The 17,044-nt window shown below is 69.0% G+C and carries 17 protein-coding genes; 8 read left to right on the top strand and 9 right to left on the bottom strand.

Features of this window, described 5'->3' with window-relative positions:
• Positions 1-6: 6 nt before the first annotated feature.
• The 8 genes from atpA to AB0M93_RS27940 all read right to left on the bottom strand — a co-directional run bounded on the left by atpA (position 7) and on the right by AB0M93_RS27940 (position 7,143).
• Positions 7-1,647, bottom strand: a complete 1,641-nt coding sequence (gene atpA, locus AB0M93_RS27975; RefSeq protein ID WP_364278127.1) for a F0F1 ATP synthase subunit alpha — start codon at positions 1,645-1,647, stop codon at positions 7-9.
• Between the two features lie 57 nt (positions 1,648-1,704).
• A complete protein-coding gene (locus AB0M93_RS27970) occupies positions 1,705-2,529 on the bottom strand; it encodes a F0F1 ATP synthase subunit delta (RefSeq protein ID WP_364278124.1) in 825 nt (274 codons plus the stop codon).
• A 5-nt stretch (positions 2,530-2,534) separates the two neighbouring features.
• Complete coding sequence (locus AB0M93_RS27965; protein WP_364278121.1) at positions 2,535-3,092, bottom strand: F0F1 ATP synthase subunit B; 558 nt, start codon at positions 3,090-3,092, stop codon at positions 2,535-2,537.
• Positions 3,093-3,123: 31 nt separating this feature from the next.
• Positions 3,124-3,381 carry an ATP F0F1 synthase subunit C gene (locus tag AB0M93_RS27960; RefSeq protein WP_364278118.1) on the bottom strand — a complete coding sequence of 86 codons (258 nt, stop codon included), beginning with the start codon at positions 3,379-3,381 and terminating at the stop codon, positions 3,124-3,126.
• Positions 3,382-3,436: 55 nt separating this feature from the next.
• Positions 3,437-4,237, bottom strand: a complete 801-nt coding sequence (gene atpB / locus AB0M93_RS27955) for a F0F1 ATP synthase subunit A (RefSeq protein ID WP_364278115.1) — start codon at positions 4,235-4,237, stop codon at positions 3,437-3,439.
• 532 nt (positions 4,238-4,769) lie between these two features.
• Complete coding sequence (locus AB0M93_RS27950) at positions 4,770-5,213, bottom strand: hypothetical protein (RefSeq protein ID WP_003102679.1); 444 nt, start codon at positions 5,211-5,213, stop codon at positions 4,770-4,772.
• Positions 5,214-5,260: 47 nt separating this feature from the next.
• Positions 5,261-6,418 (bottom strand): MraY family glycosyltransferase, encoded by a 1,158-nt coding sequence (locus AB0M93_RS27945; protein WP_364278111.1) that lies wholly within the window; start codon positions 6,416-6,418, stop codon positions 5,261-5,263.
• A 74-nt stretch (positions 6,419-6,492) separates the two neighbouring features.
• On the bottom strand, positions 6,493-7,143 hold the full coding sequence (locus AB0M93_RS27940) for an L-threonylcarbamoyladenylate synthase (protein WP_364278108.1): 651 nt from the start codon (positions 7,141-7,143) through the stop codon (positions 6,493-6,495).
• Between the two features lie 495 nt (positions 7,144-7,638).
• Between AB0M93_RS27940 and AB0M93_RS27935 the strand changes: the two genes are divergently transcribed.
• Complete coding sequence (locus AB0M93_RS27935; RefSeq protein ID WP_364278105.1) at positions 7,639-9,612, top strand: M6 family metalloprotease domain-containing protein; 1,974 nt, start codon at positions 7,639-7,641, stop codon at positions 9,610-9,612.
• 226 nt (positions 9,613-9,838) lie between these two features.
• Here the strand turns inward: AB0M93_RS27935 and prmC are convergent, their stop codons facing one another.
• A complete protein-coding gene (gene prmC, locus AB0M93_RS27930; protein ID WP_364278103.1) occupies positions 9,839-10,705 on the bottom strand; it encodes a peptide chain release factor N(5)-glutamine methyltransferase in 867 nt (288 codons plus the stop codon).
• 233 nt (positions 10,706-10,938) lie between these two features.
• Here prmC and AB0M93_RS27925 point away from each other — a divergent pair, with 233 nt between their 5' ends.
• The 7 genes from AB0M93_RS27925 to AB0M93_RS27895 all read left to right on the top strand — a co-directional run bounded on the left by AB0M93_RS27925 (position 10,939) and on the right by AB0M93_RS27895 (position 17,042).
• On the top strand, positions 10,939-11,931 hold the full coding sequence (locus tag AB0M93_RS27925; protein WP_364278099.1) for a glycosyltransferase: 993 nt from the start codon (positions 10,939-10,941) through the stop codon (positions 11,929-11,931).
• Entirely contained in the window at positions 11,928-12,359 is a 432-nt protein-coding gene (locus AB0M93_RS27920; RefSeq protein ID WP_364278096.1) for a GtrA family protein, read from the top strand. The genes AB0M93_RS27925 and AB0M93_RS27920 overlap by 4 nt, the downstream gene beginning before the upstream one ends.
• 18 nt (positions 12,360-12,377) lie before the next feature.
• On the top strand, positions 12,378-13,832 hold the full coding sequence (locus tag AB0M93_RS27915; RefSeq protein WP_364278093.1) for a hypothetical protein: 1,455 nt from the start codon (positions 12,378-12,380) through the stop codon (positions 13,830-13,832).
• A complete protein-coding gene (locus AB0M93_RS27910; RefSeq protein ID WP_364278090.1) occupies positions 13,832-14,227 on the top strand; it encodes a VOC family protein in 396 nt (131 codons plus the stop codon). Before AB0M93_RS27915 ends, AB0M93_RS27910 begins: the two co-directional genes overlap by 1 nt.
• A gap of 124 nt (positions 14,228-14,351) precedes the next feature.
• Entirely contained in the window at positions 14,352-15,356 is a 1,005-nt protein-coding gene (locus AB0M93_RS27905) for a glycosyltransferase (protein ID WP_364278087.1), read from the top strand.
• A complete protein-coding gene (locus AB0M93_RS27900; RefSeq protein WP_364278084.1) occupies positions 15,353-15,784 on the top strand; it encodes a GtrA family protein in 432 nt (143 codons plus the stop codon). The genes AB0M93_RS27905 and AB0M93_RS27900 overlap by 4 nt, the downstream gene beginning before the upstream one ends.
• On the top strand, positions 15,777-17,042 hold the full coding sequence (locus tag AB0M93_RS27895; RefSeq protein WP_364278081.1) for a mannosyltransferase family protein: 1,266 nt from the start codon (positions 15,777-15,779) through the stop codon (positions 17,040-17,042). Before AB0M93_RS27900 ends, AB0M93_RS27895 begins: the two co-directional genes overlap by 8 nt.
• Positions 17,043-17,044: the final 2 nt, after the last annotated feature.

The raw sequence follows: 17,044 nt of genomic DNA, 5'->3' as shown, positions 1-17,044 counted from the left end.
ATCAGCTCACTTCTTCGGGGCGGGCTTGTTGACCTTGACGGTCTCGTGCCCGACCTTGTCGGCGTCCATCGCGTCGGCGTCCGCCTCGACCAGGGACTTGCCCTCGGAGGTGGTGAACTCCTTCTTGAACTCGTTCACCGCGTCGACCACGGCTTCGCGGGTCTCCTGCGGGAACTTGCCCGTCTCCCGGATGCTCTTGATGAGGTCGGCGTGCTTGCGGCGGGCCGAGTCGATGAACTCGTGGTTGAACCGGCGGACGTCCTCGGTCGGAACCGAGTCGTAGTGCCCGTTCGTGCCCAGGTACACCGTGAGGACCTGCTCCTCGACCGGGATCGGCGAGTACTGCGGCTGCTTGAGCACCTCGTACAGCCGGGCACCGCGCTCGAGCTGCGCCTTCGACGCGTCGTCGAGGTCCGAGGCGAAGGCGGCGAACGCCTCCAGCTCGCGGTACTGCGACAGGTCGATCCGGAGCGAGCCCGCGACGTCCTTCATCGCCTTGACCTGCGCGGCACCACCCACGCGGGAGACCGAGATACCCACGTCGATGGCCGGGCGCTGGCCGGCGTTGAACAGGTCCGACTGGAAGAAGCACTGGCCGTCGGTGATCGAGATGACGTTCGTCGGGATGTAGGCCGACACGTCGTTGGCCTTCGTCTCGATGATCGGCAGCCCGGTCAGCGAGCCGGCACCCAGCTCGTCCGACAGCTTCGCGCAACGCTCCAGCAGGCGGGAGTGCAAGTAGAAGACGTCGCCGGGGAACGCCTCGCGGCCCGGCGGGCGGCGCAGCAGCAGCGAGATCGCGCGGTAGGCGTCGGCCTGCTTGGTCAGGTCGTCGAACACGATGAGGACGTGCTTGCCCTCGTACATCCAGTGCTGGCCGATGGCCGAGCCGGTGTACGGCGCGATCCACTTGAAGCCGGCGGAGTCCGACGCGGGGGCCGCGACGATGGTGGTGTACTCCAGCGCGCCGGCGTCCTCGAGGGACTTCTTCACGGCGGCGATCGTGGAGCCCTTCTGGCCGATCGCGACGTAGATGCAGCGGACCTGCTTCTTCGGGTCGCCGGTCTCCCAGTTGGCCTTCTGGTTGATGATCGTGTCCACGGCGACGGCGGTCTTGCCCGTCTTGCGGTCACCGATGATCAGCTGGCGCTGGCCGCGGCCGATCGGCGTCATCGCGTCGATGGCGGTGATGCCGGTCTGCAGCGGCTCCGACACCGGCTGGCGCTCGACCACCGAGGCGGCCTTCAGCTCCAGGGCGCGGCGGTCGGTGGTCTCGATGTCGCCGAGACCGTCGATCGCCTGGCCCAGCGGGTTGACGACGCGGCCGAGGTAGCCGTCACCGACCGGCACCGACAGGACCTGGCCGGTGCGCTTCACCTGCTGGCCCTCTTCGATGCTTTCGAAGTCACCGAGGATCGCGGCACCGATGGAGCGCGCGTCCAGGTTCAGGGCGACGCCCAGGACGCCGCCGGGGAACTCGAGCAGCTCGTTGGCCATGGCCGAGGGCAGGCCCTCGACGTGGGCGATGCCGTCGCCGGCGTCCACCACGGTGCCAACTTCTTCCCGGCTCACGTCCGGGGCGTAACTCGAGACGTAGTTCTCGATCGCGCTACGGATCTCATCCGAGGAGATCGTCAGCTCGGCCATGTCTTTCCCGCTCTCGCTTCGTTCTTGCCAGTATGCAAAGTCTTGGGTGGTCCGGCGCTAGGCCCGGGCCAGCCGCCTGCGCAGCGCCGCGAGCTGACCCGCCGCGCTCCCGTCGATGACCTCGTCGCCGACGCGGACGACGAGCCCGCCGCCGAGCCGGGGGTCGACCTCGACGTGCAGCGCGATCGGCCGCCCATAGATGTCGTCGAGCTTCGCGCTCAGCTGCGCGACCTGCTCGTCGGACAGGGCGTTCGCGCTGGTCACGTAGGCCACCGAGCGCTGACGCCGCTCCGCGGCCAGCTTGACCAGCCTGTCGAGCCCGACGCCGACGCCGCGGCCCTTGGCCCGGCGGACGACCTGCTCGACGAGGGTCTCGGTGACCACGTCCACCTTGTCGGCGAACAGCCCGCGCACCAGGGTGCGCTTGGCGTCGGCCGGACCGGTCAGGTCCGACAGCGCGGCTTCGAGCTCCGGGTGGTTGGCCACGACCCGCGCGACCTGGAAGAGCTGGGATTCGACGGTGTCGACGTTCCCGGTCTTCTCCGCCGAGGTGAGCAGGGCCGAGCGCCCGAGCGACTCGAGCCCGTCGGTCAGCTCACGGGGGCTGGACCAGCGGCTGCCCGCCACGGCGTCGAGCACCTTGAGGGCCGGTTCGGACAGCTTGCCGTCGAACAGCCGGCGCACCAGCGCGGTGCGCGCCTCCGGCGTCGCCGACGCGTCGCTCACCGCCCGGCGCAGGCCGATCTCCCGGTCCAGCAGGTCGACGACCGAGAGCAGCTCGTCGCCGACCGTGGCCGCGTCGGCTCCCGCGTCGGCCAGAACCTCGCCGAGGCGTTCCTCGGCGAGGCCGAGCGCTTCACGGCTCGCAGCATGCAGCGTCATTCCGGTTACTTCCCCGCTCCGTTGGAGGCACCGGCGGTCTCCAGCTCCGCGAGGAACCGGTCGACGGTGCCACGGCGGCGCACCTCGTCCTCGAGCGACTCGCCGACGATCCGGCTGGCCAGCTCGACCGCGTTGCGGCCCATGTCGGCCCGCAGCTCGGCGATGATCTGCGCCTTCTGGGCCTGCAGCTGGGCGTGGCCCTGGGCGACGATGCGCTGGGACTCGGCCTCCGCCTCGGCCCGCAGTTCCGCCTTGATCTGCTCGGCTTCGAGCCGGGCGTCGTCGCGGATCTTCGCGGCTTCGGTGCGGGCTTCGGCCAGCTGGGCCTTGTACTTGGCCAGCGCCTCCTCGGCCTCGGCCTGGGCCTTTTCCGCCTTCTCGATGCCGCCTTCGATCATCTGGGCGCGCTCTTCGTACGCCGCTTCGAAGCGCGGAACGACGTACTTCTTCAGAACGAGCAGCAGGATCACGAAGGCGACGACCCCGAGGATGACCTCGGGAATGTGCGGGATGATCGGGTTGGGCGCCTCTTCGGCGGCCAACACCAGGTCCGTCTTCAGCACAACGTCTCCTTAAGCGATGAGCTAACCGAACTCAGGCGGCGGAGGCGATGAAGTAGATGACGATGCCGATCAGGGCGAGCACCTCGGTAAGCACGAAGGTGGAGAAGCCGATGCCCTGCAGCTTGCCCTGCGCCTCCGGCTGACGCGCGGTGCCGTTGATGACGGCGGCGAAGATCAGACCCACACCGATGCCGGGGCCGATCGCGCCCAGGCCGTACCCGATGGCGGCAAGACCGGGGTTGATGTTGGCAGCCTGCGTCGCGGCCTCGGCCAGAACGATGTTGCTCACGTGCGTTTCCCTTCACTTCGGTCCACGCGCTCGCGTGGATCGGGGGCTTGTGTTCTCAGTGCTCCGACGCCAGCGCGGCGCCGATGTACCCGGCCGACAGCAGGGCGAAGATGTAGGCCTGCAGCACCTGGATGAAGGCCTCGAGGAAAGTCATCAGGATCGCGAAGATGAACGCCACCGGCGAAACGAGCTTCAGCCCGATTCCGTCGGTCTCGGTCAGCAGGAAGCTGCCCCCGAGGGTGAACACCATGATGATGAGGTGACCGGCGAACATCGCGGCGAACACTCGGATGGCGAGCGTGGCCGGCGCGATGAAGAACTTCTGCGCGAACTCGATCGTCGAGAACAGCGGCAACACGAAGCCCGGGACTCCGGCCGGCGCGAGCTCCTTCTTCAGGTAGCCCTTGAAGCCGTAGCGCTTGAAGCCGACGTAGTGGTAGACCGGGTAGACGACCAGCACCGAAAGCGCGAGCGGGAACCCGATCCGCGCCATCGTCGGGAACTGGAAGAACGGGATGATCCCGAACAGGTTGTTCACCAGTACGAAAGTGAACAGGCCGAGGATCAGCGGGAGGAACGGCTTGAAGTCCTTCGAGCCGATCTGCTCCCGCGCGATGTTGTTGCGGCCGAAGTTGTAGACCGACTCCGCGATGAACTGCGACTTGCCGGGGACGACCTTCAGCTTCCGGGACGCCAGCACGAAGTAGGCGATGATGATGACCAGCGAGATCACCACGAGCAGCATCGGCTTGGTGAAGCTGCCCCAGTACCCGGAGCCGAAAAGAGGCGGCAGGTTGAAGTCCGCCACACCGGGGGGCGTGAAAGTGCCACCCTCGGTCAGTACCAGCGCGCCCACTGGGCTCCTTCCGGTTCTCCCGGCCGGCGTTCACTCCGCCGGGGGAATCGTCACGATCTGGACTTAACGTACCCGATACGTATCGGGACGTCGGAGGCGGCTACCCCACAGTTCGCAGAACACGACTTCACGTTCTGCACACGGGGGTTCTCGCGTGAACACTGCCCTGCGGCCTACTTCGGACCAGCGGCGGAAGAGGCGGAACTACACGGTCGCCACACTGCTGATCGCGGTTCGTCTTAGGGAGCGTGCGGCCGAGGCCGCCACCCTTGACGCGGACCATACCAGCAGGTCAATCGGTGCCGTACAGCCGTACTCCATCCCCACCGATCAGCCCAGGACTTAGGTCCCGGGTCGACCCGGGACCCAGGTCCGGCGCGGGCCGGGACCGGCTCCGGATCACCGCAGGCGGGAGGTCCCGGTCACTGTCCGCAGCGCGCACGAAAGCGCACTTTTGTGGCGCCGGTCACACTCATGCGGCCGCAGGCACGTGCACGAAGAGTAACGGAAGTCCGCGGCAAAACGGACAGCGTCAGGACGGGATGATCGTCGGGATCTTCGTCTTGCGGAAGGCGGCGAACTCGGCCGCGGCGGCGAGCAGGATGGCCACGATCATCGTGATGCCGAGCGACATCGGGTGCAGCGCGGTGACGCCCTTCAGCAGGGTCAGCGCCCCGAAGAGCAGGACGACCTTCACGACGTAACCGCCGAGCGCGATGACCATCACGAACATCGGATCCTGGCCGGCGCTGAACTTCATCATGCCCAGCGTCGACAGCGACGCCAGCATCGCGAGCACGCCGCCGACCAGCGAGCCCAGGAACCCCGGCAGGCCGTTCAGGATGCTGAACAACGCGATGCAGACGATCACCGCGGGCGGCGTCACCAGCAGCGAAGCCTTCGTCATCGCGCGGGCGGCCTGCAGCACCACCTTGGCGTGCGGGTTCTCCTGCTCGGGCGTTTCGGTTTCGCTCACACTGGCTCCCTGCTCGGTTCGCCACCGAGTGTAGAGAACACCGCTGGTCAGGTTCCGGGCTGGTTGCGCGAGCGCAGCCGCGGGACGATCGAAACGACCACCGCGAACACCAGCCCGATCCCGATGATCCAGAGCGCCGCGGCGTCGTCGAACAGCGTCACCGACACCGCGCCGAAGGCGAGGATCCCGGCCCACAGGTAGATCAGCAGGACCGCGCGCCGCTGCGAGTGGCCGATCTCCAGCAGCCGGTGGTGCAGGTGCATCTTGTCGGCCGCGAACGGGCTTTCGCCGCGCCGGGTCCGCCGGACGACCGCCATGATCAGGTCCAGCATCGGCACGAACAGCACCGCCGCGACGACCACCAGCGGCGAGAGCAGCGCGATCGCGTCCTTGCCGCTGAACTGCGGGTACGGCACGCGCCCGGACGCCGACGTCGTCGCGCCGGCGAGCATCAGGCCGATCATCATCGAGCCGGAGTCGCCCATGAAGATCTTCGCTGGTTGGAAGTTGTACGGCAGGAAACCCAGACAGGCGCCGGCGAGGGTGGCCGCGATCAGCGCGGGCGGGTAGGTGCCGACGTCCCCGCCGGAGCTGTCGAGCAGGCCGAGCGAGAACGCGCAGGTCGCGGCGGCGGCGATGAACCCGAGGCCGCCGGCCAGCCCGTCGAGGCCGTCGACGAAGTTCATCGCGTTGACCATCACCACGACCATCACGACGGTGAGCAGCGCGCCCTGGTTCTTGTCGAGCACCAGCACCGAGCCGAACGAGCCGCCGGTGCCGCCCCACGGCACCCAGAACGACACCCACTGCACACCGAAGATGACCAGGATCCCGGCGCACATGACCTGGCCGGCGAGCTTCGTCCAGGCGTCCAGCTCGAACCGGTCGTCGAGCGCGCCGATCAGGGAAATGACACCGGCCGCCAGCAGCACGCCGACGGAGTCGAAGGAGGCATCGAAGCCGTGCGACAGCGCGGGCAGCTGGTGGGCCAGGCCCATCGCGGCGGCGACGCCGAGGTAGATGCCGACCCCGCCCATCCGCGGGATCGGGGCGACGTGGACGTCGCGCGCACGGGGGTTGGCGATCGCGCCGACGCGGATCGCGATCCGGCGCACGACACCGGTGAGCAGGTAGGTCACGGCCGTCGCGGTCAGCGCGACGAGAATGTATTCCCGGATGGGGAGGAGACCGGAAGTGGGCGGCACGGGGACGTCACGCTCGCGGGGTCGGGGTCACCCGCGACACGCTATCGTGCCGCGGTTCTCGCCGTGATCCGGCTTCAGGCCAACGATTCCGCGGGCACACCGAGCACCTCCGCGATGGCATCCTTGCCCACCGCGCCCTCGCGCAGCACGACCGGTTCGGTGCCGGTGAGGTCCACGATGCTCGACGCGACGGCCTCGCCGCTCGAGCCACCGTCGAGGTACACCGCGACCGAGTCGCCGAGCTGTTCCTGGGCTTCCTGCGCGGTGCTGGCGGGCGGCCGCCCGGAGACGTTCGCGCTGGAGACGGCCATCGGGCCGACGTCACGCAGCAGTTCGAGGGCCACGGGGTGCAGCGGCATCCGGAGCATCACGGTGCCGCGGGCATCGCCGAGGTTCCACTGCAGGCTCGGCGCGTGCGGCAGCACGATGGACAGGTCGCCGGGCCAGAAGGCTTCGATGAGCGCACGCGCCTGCGGCGGCACCCCGAGCACCAGCCCGTCCACAGTGGACCAGGAGCCGACGAGCACGCCGACCGGCATGTCCGGCCCACGGTTCTTGGCGCGCAGCAGCGCCTGGACGGCGCCGGCGTCGAAGGCGTCGGCACCGATGCCGTAGACGGTGTCGGTCGGCAGGACGACCAGCCGGCTCGACCGGACGGCCCCGGCCGCGGCGGCCAGCCCGTCGGCCCGGGTCTCCCGCTTGCTGCAGTCGTAGACCACGCTCATGGGCGCCAAGGGTAGTCCGGCCGGTTGCGGCGCCGTTCGCCGCGTCACACCGGCGGGAGGTCTGCAGCGAGGACATCTCTCGATCAGTGATAGGGAAACGCACTGCGCGCAGCTCCGGCCGCAGCGCAGACAGCCGCGACATCGCCCGATCACCGATAGAGTCCGCCAGCACGCAACCCACTGCACCGCGGACGACAGCCAGGACGTCTCTCAATCACCGATAGAGAGACACAGCGCGCCGCACCGGTCGCAGCGACGACATCTCCCTATCGCCGATAGAGAAACCCTCCGTGCAACTCCGGGCGCAACTTGGATGCTCTGGCGCGCAGACCGCCGCTGTCCGGGGCACCGCCGTTGCAGCGGCGAGGGGCCAGACTTTCGTCGTGCGGCAAGCGGGTAAACCTCGCCGCGAGACGGAAGCGGGACAGCCCGGCTCAATACGGTCGATCTTCGGGAACCACCAACCCCCGTTGGTTCCCAGCGAAGGAGCCGCAGATGCGCCCCAGAACCCCGAAAGCGCTCGCCCTGCTCGCCGCGGTCGCCGTCCTGAGCGGGCTCGGCGCGGGCACGGCCGCGGCGGAGCCGCTCACCCGTGGCTGGCCCGCCCCGATCGACGCCGCGCACTGGGAGAACCAGGACCACATGACCTGGTCCGACTACCGCAAGATCCCCGGCACGAACTGGGCTGACCCGAACCTGAAACCGACCCAGCGCACCTTCAAGGGCGCCGTCGTCCTCGCCGACTACCCGGACCAAGACTTCGTCGTCACCAAGCCGGCCCGCTCGACCGTCTTCGGCAACCCGGCACCGACGGCCGCGAACATCCCGCGGGCGCAGGTCGCGCAGTACTACCAGGACTTCCTCAACAAGCCCGAGGCCCTCAACAACGGCCACACGATCAACGAGTACTGGATGGAGGACTCCGGCGGCCGGTTCGGCGTGCAGCTGACCGCGTTCGGGCCGTACCGGATGCCCGGCAAGTCCTATGAGTACGGCATGGAGTTCCAGCCGAGCGCCTGCCCGCCCAGCGCGAACTGCACTCGTGACCTCCGCAAGGACGCCGGCGACGCCTGGCGCGCCGACGTCGGCGACACCGCGAAGCAGTTCGACTTCGTCTTCTACCTGTCCGCCGGCCAGGACGAGAGCTCGACCTGGCAGGAGTTCGGCGAGATGAAGTTCGGCACGAAGGAGAACGTGCCCGACAGCTTCGGCCCGCCGAACCACGACCTGCCCAACTACGCGGCGACGCGGTACGTGCCGTGGACGTCGTGGGCGTCGGCCGCCAGCATCTGGCCGAACGCCCAGGACGGCAGCTCGGTGCAGGCGGAGAGCTCCGGGCAGTCGACCTACGCCCACGAGTTCAGCCACATCCTGGGCATCGGCGACAACTACAACAATCCGTTCGGCGTCCCGCCGTCGCGCAGTTACAGCGGGCCGTGGGACATGCTGTCGCGCGGCACGTTCAACGGGCCCGGCGGCCCGCACACGCGCTGGCAGATCCCGGCGACGCAGGGCAGTTCGATGGGTGCCCAGCACCAGCTGCGCAACAAGCTGAAGCTCGGCATCGTCGACACCGCCGACGTCCTGCAGCTGGACCGCAACCAGCTGGCGTCGACCGGCCCGGTGTCGGCGCGGCTGACGGCCCGCGAGACGGAAGCGCAGCCGGGGGCGTTCACCGGCCTGAACATCAAGCTCACCGGCGGGGACAAGGCACCGAAGTGCGACCGGTCGAAGGACCCGTTCTGCGACGGCGGCGGCTACGACAACTACACGGTCGAGGTCGTCGACCGGATGGGCTCGGACTCCTTCGCGCCCGACTCCGGCGTGCTGATCACGAAGACGAAGAACAAGGACGACGCCCCGTTCGACTGGGTGATCGACGCGAACCCGCAGGACATCGACATCACCGACTACACGAAGCCGGACGGCACCCCGGTGAAGATCACCATCGGCGACTACCGGCAGCTCAACGACGCCCTGTTCAAGGCGGGCACGGAGGCGGCCAGCCCGTACGAGTACACGGACCAAGCCAACCGCCTGCGGTTCTTGATCACGGATGTGGCCCGCGACCGCCACGGCATCCTGTCGTACACGGTGACGGTGGCCTCCCTGGACGGCGCGGGCAACCAGCTCCGCGGCGCGGCACTGACCCCGGCCCTGCCGGCGTTCGCCCGCGGCGGCCTGGCCACGTGCGACTTCGGCCTGCTCAACACGGGCGCGGCGCGCGGAGCGCAGGCACCGTACGACAGCGACACGTACCGGCTGAGCGTGTCGACGGACGCCCGAGGCTGGGAGGTCCGCCTGCCGAACGAGCTGGCAACGGCAAAGTTCGGCGGCCACGTGAAGGTCCCGGCGTACGCAAAGCGCGGCGCGGGCGGCGACCTGGCGGCAAGGGTGAAGCTGACGGCAACATCGCTGAGCGACCCATCGAAGACGGCGACGGCGAGCTGCACGGCGTTCGGCTTCTAGCGGGTGGTCCGGAGGGCGCCTGCCACGGCGGGTTCCCTCCGGACCGTCTGGTTGTCCACAGCCTGCACGACATGTGGACAACTCGTCCCCGGCGGGGGCTTTTCCCGCTTTTCGTCGGAGGGGGCCGATAAACTGGACCTGGGGACGCCCCCCTGGGAGTGGCGGGGGATGCTCGGTGGCCTCCGGGGCGGCTGCTCAGCCCCACAAGGGCTGCCGGCCCGCCCGCTCAGCCCAGCCGGCGCGCAGTGACGAACCGGGCCCGGCCCGTCAGGTCCGCGTGGTCCTCGACTCCCGTCAGGACCCTTCGGGCCCTTACCAGTGCCGGGACCGCCGAACCGTGCGTGTCGTCGTGCTCGATGGCCAGGCCGCCTCCCGGGCGCAGCAGGCGCGCTCCGGCCGCTATCGCGTGGCGGATCACCGCCAGGCCGCTCTCCTCCGCGAACACCGCTCTCGGTGGGTCGTGCTCCGCGACTTCCGGTGGTACCGGGGTGCCCTCCGGGACGTACGGTGGGTTGCACAGCACCAGGTCCACCAGGCCGTCGAGCTCGGCGAACATCGTCGGGTCGCCGATGTCGCCCGAGTACAGGCGGATCGGGGTGTTGCCGGCGTCCGCGTGGACGTCCGCGTTGTGGCGGGCCCAGGCCAGTGCCTGCGGGTCGATGTCCACCGCGTAGACCACCGCGTCCGGGCGCGCGTGGGCCACCGCCAGTGCCAGCGCGCCCGAGCCCGTGCACAGGTCCACCACCACCGGGAACTCGCGGCCCTGGAGGAACTTGACGCCCCACTCGAGCAGCAGTTCCGTCTCCGGGCGCGGTACGAACACGCCCGCGCCGACCGCTACCGTGATCTCCCCCAGCGCGGCCCAGCCTGTCAGGTACTGCAGCGGGATGCGCTTCGCGCGCTGCTGGACGAGCTGGCCGATGGCCTCGATGACCGGCGGGTCGACCAGCGGCACCATCGGCAGCCGGCCGCGTTCGACCCCGAGCACGTGCGCGGCGATCACCTCGGCGTCGAACCGCGGCGAGGCGACGCCCGCCCGCTCGAGGATCCGGGTGGCCTCGATGATGGCCAGGCGCAGCGGCTGCCGATTCACTCGTCGTCCTTCACCTCGTCAAGCCTGGCACACCAGGCGGAACTCCCCCGTGAGGACACGCGCCGGTCCTACGCCGTCCAGCGTATCGAGGCACCCTCGCGACTCGGCACCGCCGTGGCGCGATTCGGCGCGTATATCCTGGCGGGGGCGGGCGCGGTGGCCGTCCACTCCGGCCCGGCCGATGTCTTCGCCGGTCCCCAGGATGCCCTCGACGCCGACCTCCGGGAGCGCCAGTGCCGACCGAGCCGACCACGCGCCACCGGGTCGCGTTCGTCTTCCCCATCTACAACGAGGAAGCGAACATCGACCTGCTGCACAAGACCGTCGACGAGGTCACCGCGCCACTGGCCGGGCGCTACGACTTCAGCTTCCTCTACGTCGACGACGGCAGCCGTGACGGCTCACTGGCGAAACTCACCGAGCTCAGCTCCCGCGACCAGCGGGTCACCGTCATCGAGCTCTCCCGCAACTTCGGGCACCAGATGGCCGTCACGGCCGGGCTCGACCTGGTCGACGCGGACGCCGTCATCATCATGGACAGCGACATGCAGGACCCGCCGCGGGTCGCCTTGGAGCTGCTCGAGAAGTGGGAAGAGGGCTACGACGTCGTCTACGCCCAGCGCCGGTCGCGTCAGGACTCGCCGTTCAAGCGGTTCACCGCGACCGCGTTCTACTGGTTCCTGCGGAGAATGGCCGCGGTCGACATTCCGAAGAACACCGGCGACTTCCGGCTGATCGACCGCAAAGTGGTCGACGAGCTGCGCAAGTACCGCGAACGCGACCGCTTCTTGCGCGGCCTCGTCAGCTACATCGGGTTCAAGCAGACCGCCGTCCTGTTCGACCGCGACAAGCGCCATGCGGGCGTGACCGGCTACCCGCTGACGAAGATGCTGCGCTTCGCCGCCGACGGCATTCTGGGCTTCTCGACCACGCCGCTGCGGATGATCACGCGGATGGGGTATCTCATCTCGTTGCTGAGCTTCCTCGGCGTGCTCTACGTCGTGGGCGTGAAACTTTTCGCGCCGGAAACTGCCGTTCCCGGCTGGGCGTTCATCACCATCGCCATGTTCTTCCTCGGCGGCATCCAGATCATCATGCTCGGCGTCCTCGGAAGTTACATCGGCAGAACTTATTCACAAGTGCAGAACCGGCCGCTCTACGGCGTCGCGTCGGTACGCACGGGTATCGACCAGCCCGCGGAGGACCGCCGGAGCGCCGCCCGATGAGGCTCGTCACCGCCACGCAGGTGCGCTTCGGGATCGTCGGGATCGGCAACACCCTGGTCGACGCCCTCGGCTACGCGTTGCTGGTGACCCTCGGCCTGCCCACGTTCGTCGCCAACCTGATCTCCACGACGGCGGGCATGCTGCTGTCCTTCTCGCTGAACCGCAATTTCACATTCCGGGCGAAGGACGGCGATGTCCGCCGCCAGGCCCTGCTGTTCTTCGGCGTCACCGCGTTCGGGCTGTGGGTGATCCAGTTCGCCGTCATCTGGCTGGTCGGCCGGCTGTTCCCGGGCGTCAACCTGCTGGTTCCGAAGGGCGCCGCGATCGTCGTCGGGCTGTTCTGGAACTACCTCCTCTACCACTACGTCGTGTTCCGGCACCGGCCGGTGAGCCCGGTGCCGGGTGCAGCACCTGCCGACTCGGCGTGATCTCGTACGCTGCTTCGGGTGCGATCCCGTGAACTGCGCTTCGGCCTGGGCATCTTCGCCTTGTCACTGGGCGTGCTGCTGGTCCGGTTCCTCGTACCCCGGCCGGTCGGGATGGCCGACAACGGCGACGGCTGGCGGCTGCTGTGCCACCTCGGCGGCCGGCACCCGGAGGTCAGGTCCGAGTACTACGTCCACTTCAGCTACGGGCCGGGCTCGGCGTGCAAGAGCGACTACATCTCCAGCCAGGCGTGGCTCGACTGGCTCGCGAGCAAGCTCGGCCAGGTGCTCGGCGTGTCGACGGAGCTCAACCTGGTGGTCCTCGGCGCGATCACCTGCGTACTGGTCGCGGTCGGCGTCGCGGCGACGGTCCTGGCACTGGACCTGAGCGTCCGCAACCGCGTCATCGCCGCCGTGCTCCTGCTGCTCGTGATGGCCGATTCGGCGTTCTTCGGCTACTTCGCGTCGGTGCTGAGCGAGGGTGCGGGCTTCCTGGGGATGCTGCTGACCGCGGGCGGGCTGCTGCTGATGCACCGCACGGGCGCGCGGCGGTACTGGGGCGCCGCGCTGACCGTGGTGGGCGCGCTGATCGGCATCAACGCGAAGTCGCAGACGCTGCTGCTGATCCCCCTGTTCGTCCTGGCGCTGGCGCTGGTCCGGCCGCCGGGCCAGCGGGGCTGGGCGCGGTGGGCGCTGCCGCTGGGCGTGCTGGTGGTCGTGGGCGCGGGGACGGCGCTGGTGCAGTCGAAGGGCGACCCGGCCAACGCGGAGTACCGCGAAGCGAACATGTTCCACGTGGTGTTCGACAGCATCGTGGACGGCCGGCACGACACGGACGCCGACCTGGCCGCGCTGGGCCTGCCGCCGAGCGCGAAGCAGTTCATCGGCAAGAGCTGGTGGGAAGCGCACCCCTGGACCGACGCGGACTACGGCACCTACCAGGACCGGATCAGCCGCCGGAACGTGGTGCAGTACTACCTCGGCCACCCGGCGCGGACGCTGCAGATCCTGCAGCGGGGCGCGGTGGACACGCTGACGGCGCGCCCGGCGCGGCTGGGCAGCTTCTCCGCGACGTCCGGGTTGCCGCCGATGGCCAAGGAGTACCGGGTGCCGGTGTTCTCCGGGCTGTCCGCGCTGGCGGCGCCGCTGGGGCTGTTCGTGCTGGTCCCGGTCTGGCTGCTCGTCGCGTGGGCCGGGATCCGCGCGTTCCGCCGCCGCGCGCGTGAGTACGGGGTCGGGGTGTTCTTCCTGCTGCTGTTCGCGGTGGGCCAGTTCGGGCTGTCGGCGCTCGGCGAAGGCGTCGAGGGCGTGAAGCACCAGCTCCTGACGCTGTTCCCGACGTGCCTGGCCTTCGCGTTCGCGGCTCTGAGCCTGCTGCCTCGACCGGCCCCGCCGGTCGAAGACGAAACCGAGGAGGAACCCATGACCGAGGTCTTCGACGCGTTCCGCGAGCCGCAGAGGCCGGTGCTCCGGTGATGCGGATCATGCACCAGGTCGTCACGTTCGACGCCGCCGATCTCGCGGCCGAGAGCCGCTTCTGGGCCGGGGTCCTCGGCGGGCAGGTGGACGAGGACGGCGACTGGCACACGGTGCTGGTCGACGGGGCGCCGCGGATCGGCGTGCAGCTGGCCCCGGACCACACGCGGCCGCAGTGGCCGGACGGCCCGGCGCAGCAACAGGTGCACCTCGACCTGTGGGTCGAGAACTTCGCCGAAGCGCACGAACACGTCGTTTCCCTCGGCGCCACGGTGCTCAAACCGGCCGCCGGAAACACCGCCGGCGACGATTTCCAGGTGTACGCCGATCCGGCCGGTCATCCGTTCTGCCTGTGCTGGCTGGTCGCCCGGCAACCGGGTGCGCACACCGGTTAACCGGGTCTCGCGGCGAGGCACCCGATTCCATCTCCTAGGATGCCGGGCACCGGGTCTGGGGGAATTTTCACCTGATCGAGCGCCGCCCGGACCGTTCCGCACCGAAACTCCGGGGAGTCCCGCAGTGCCGACCAAGCCGACCACCCGCCGGGTGGCGTTCGTCTTCCCCATCTACAACGAGGAAGCGAACATCGACCTGCTGCACAAGACCGTGGACGAGGTCACGGCGCCGCTGGCCGGGCGCTACGACTTCAGCTTCCTGTACATCGACGACGGCAGCCGCGACGGCTCCCTGGCCAAGCTCACCGAGCTGGCCGAGCGTGACGCCCGCGTCACCGTCATCGAGCTCTCCCGCAACTTCGGGCACCAGATGGCCGTCACCGCCGGGCTCGACCTCGTCGACGCCGACGCCGTCATCATCATGGACAGCGACATGCAGGACCCGCCCCGCGTCGCCTTGGAGCTGCTCGAGAAGTGGGAAGAGGGCTACGACGTCGTCTACGCCCAGCGCCGCTCCCGCCAGGACTCCGCGTTCAAGAAGCTGACCGCCGGAGCCTTCTACTGGTCGCTCCGGAAGATGGCCGCGGTCGACATCCCCAAGAACACCGGCGACTTCCGCCTGATCGACCGCAAGGTCGTCGACGAGCTGCGCAAGTACCGCGAACGCGACCGCTTCCTGCGCGGCCTCGTCAGCTACATCGGGTTCAAGCAGACCGCCGTCCTGTTCGACCGCGACAAGCGCCACGCCGGTGTCACCGGCTATCCCCTGCGCAAAATGCTCCGCTTCGCCGCCGACGGCATTCTCGGCTTCTCGACCACGCCCCTGCGCATGATCACCCGCATGGGGTACCTGATTTCCCTGCTCAGCTTCATCGGCGTGCTCTACGTCGTCGCAGTAAAACTCTTCGCCCCCGAAACCGCGGTACCCGGCTGGGCGTTCATCACCATCGCCATGTTCTTCCTCGGCGGCATCCAGATCATCATGCTCGGCGTCCTCGGAAGTTACATCGGCAGAACTTATTCACAAGTCCAGAACCGGCCGCTCTACGGCGTCGCGTCGGTACGGACCCGTCCCGACGAACCGGTCGCCGCGCCGGAGAATGCCGACGCGGGAAGAGGTACCCGGTGAAGATGATCACGGCCACCCAGCTGCGCTTCGGGATAGTCGGGGTGGCGAACACGCTCGTCGACGCTCTCGGCTACGCGCTGCTGGTGACAGTGGGCGTCCCGCTGTTCGCGGCGAACTTCGCCTCGACGACCACGGGCATGCTGCTCAGCTTCACCCTGAACCGCAACTTCACGTTCCGCGCGAAGGACGGCGACGTCCGCCGCCAGGCGGTGCTGTTCTTCGGCGTCACCGCGTTCGGGCTCTGGGTGGTGCAGGCGCTGATCATCTTCGCCGTGACGAAGGCGTTCCCCGGCGTGCACGTGCTGGTCCCGAAGTTCGCCGGGATCGCGGTCGGCCTGGTCTGGAACTATCTGCTCTACAACAAGGTCGTCTTCCGGCAGCGGCCGGTGACGGCCGGCACGCCGGTCCCGGAGGTTTCCCATGACTAGCACGGCCGTCCCGTCCCGGGTCGCCGGCCAGGCCGAGCCGGAGCGTCCGGAAGCCGCCCGCCCCAGCCGCTGGGCGTGGCTGAACGGCGACTACGCCCGCGTCTTCGCCGTCGTGCTGGCCTGGAACCTGGTGCTGATCGCCGTCGCGTACCTGTTCGGGCCGTCCAGCCCGACCAGCGAAGGCGTCCCGAAGACCGGCATCGGCTCGACGGCGAGCCTGCTGGCCCACACCTACCGCTGGGACGCCGGCAACTACGGCGAGATCGCCGTGCACGCCTACACCGGCAGCTACGCCCCGACGCGGGCGTTCTACCCGGTGTTCCCGATCCTGGTCTGGCTGGTGCAGACGATCAGCTTCGGCACGCTCGGCCTGCTCGCCGCCGGCTTCCTGGTCAACCTGGTGGCGACCTGGCTGGCCGCGGTCGCGCTGCTGAAGATCGGCCGCCACTTCTTCGAAGGCGAGCGGGCCCCGTGGCTGGTCGTCGCGGCCTTCCTCACCGCGCCCGCCGCGTTCTTCCTGCACTCGTTCTACAGCGAAGCGGTGTTCTGCGCGCTGGGCTTCTGGGCCTACCTGTTCGCGCTGCGCCGCCAATGGCTCTGGATGGGCCTGACGCTCATCCCGCTGACGGCCTCCCGCATCACCGCGGCGGCGTTCGTCGGCCTGTGCTTCCTGGAGTTCTGGCGGTCGAAGGACTGGAAGCTGCGCGGCCTGCTGTCGTGGAACCTGCTGTGGTTCCCGGCGGCCTTCGTCGGCCTCGGCGGCGTGCTGCTCTACATGAAGCTCCAGACCGGCGACGCGTTCGCCAGCTTCAACGCGCTGAAGGGCGTGAAGAGCTGGTCGTACCACAAGTTCAACCCGAACATCCTCGAGACGCTCTGGGGCGAAGCCAAGATCACCGGCCACGCGCTGCTCGGCGACACCCCGATGGACGCGTGGACGCTGATGAGCCACGTGCTGCCGATGATCGGCCTGGTGCTGCTGTTCGCGTCCTCGGTGTACGTCCTGGTGGCGCTGCGCGCGAAGGGCATCCCGCTGGCGCTGTTCGGCTTCGCGTCGATCGTGATGCTGACGATGAACAGCAACGTCGTGTCGGTGCACCGCTACCTGCTGCCGTGCCTGGTGATGTACGTGGCGCTGGTGCTGTTCGGCGAACGCCGCCCGCAGCTGCGCGGCGCGGTGCACGTGGTGCTGTACGCGAACGCGCTGGTCTGCGGCGCGATCTACATCCGCTTCATCACCGGCTTCTGGGCCGGCTGAGC

Source organism: Amycolatopsis sp. NPDC051102, from assembly GCF_040682815.1.
Classification (GTDB): Bacteria; Actinomycetota; Actinomycetes; order Mycobacteriales; family Pseudonocardiaceae; genus Amycolatopsis.
The sequence above is the reverse complement of the archived record's forward strand: the minus strand, read 5'-3'. Positions and strand labels throughout refer to the sequence as shown.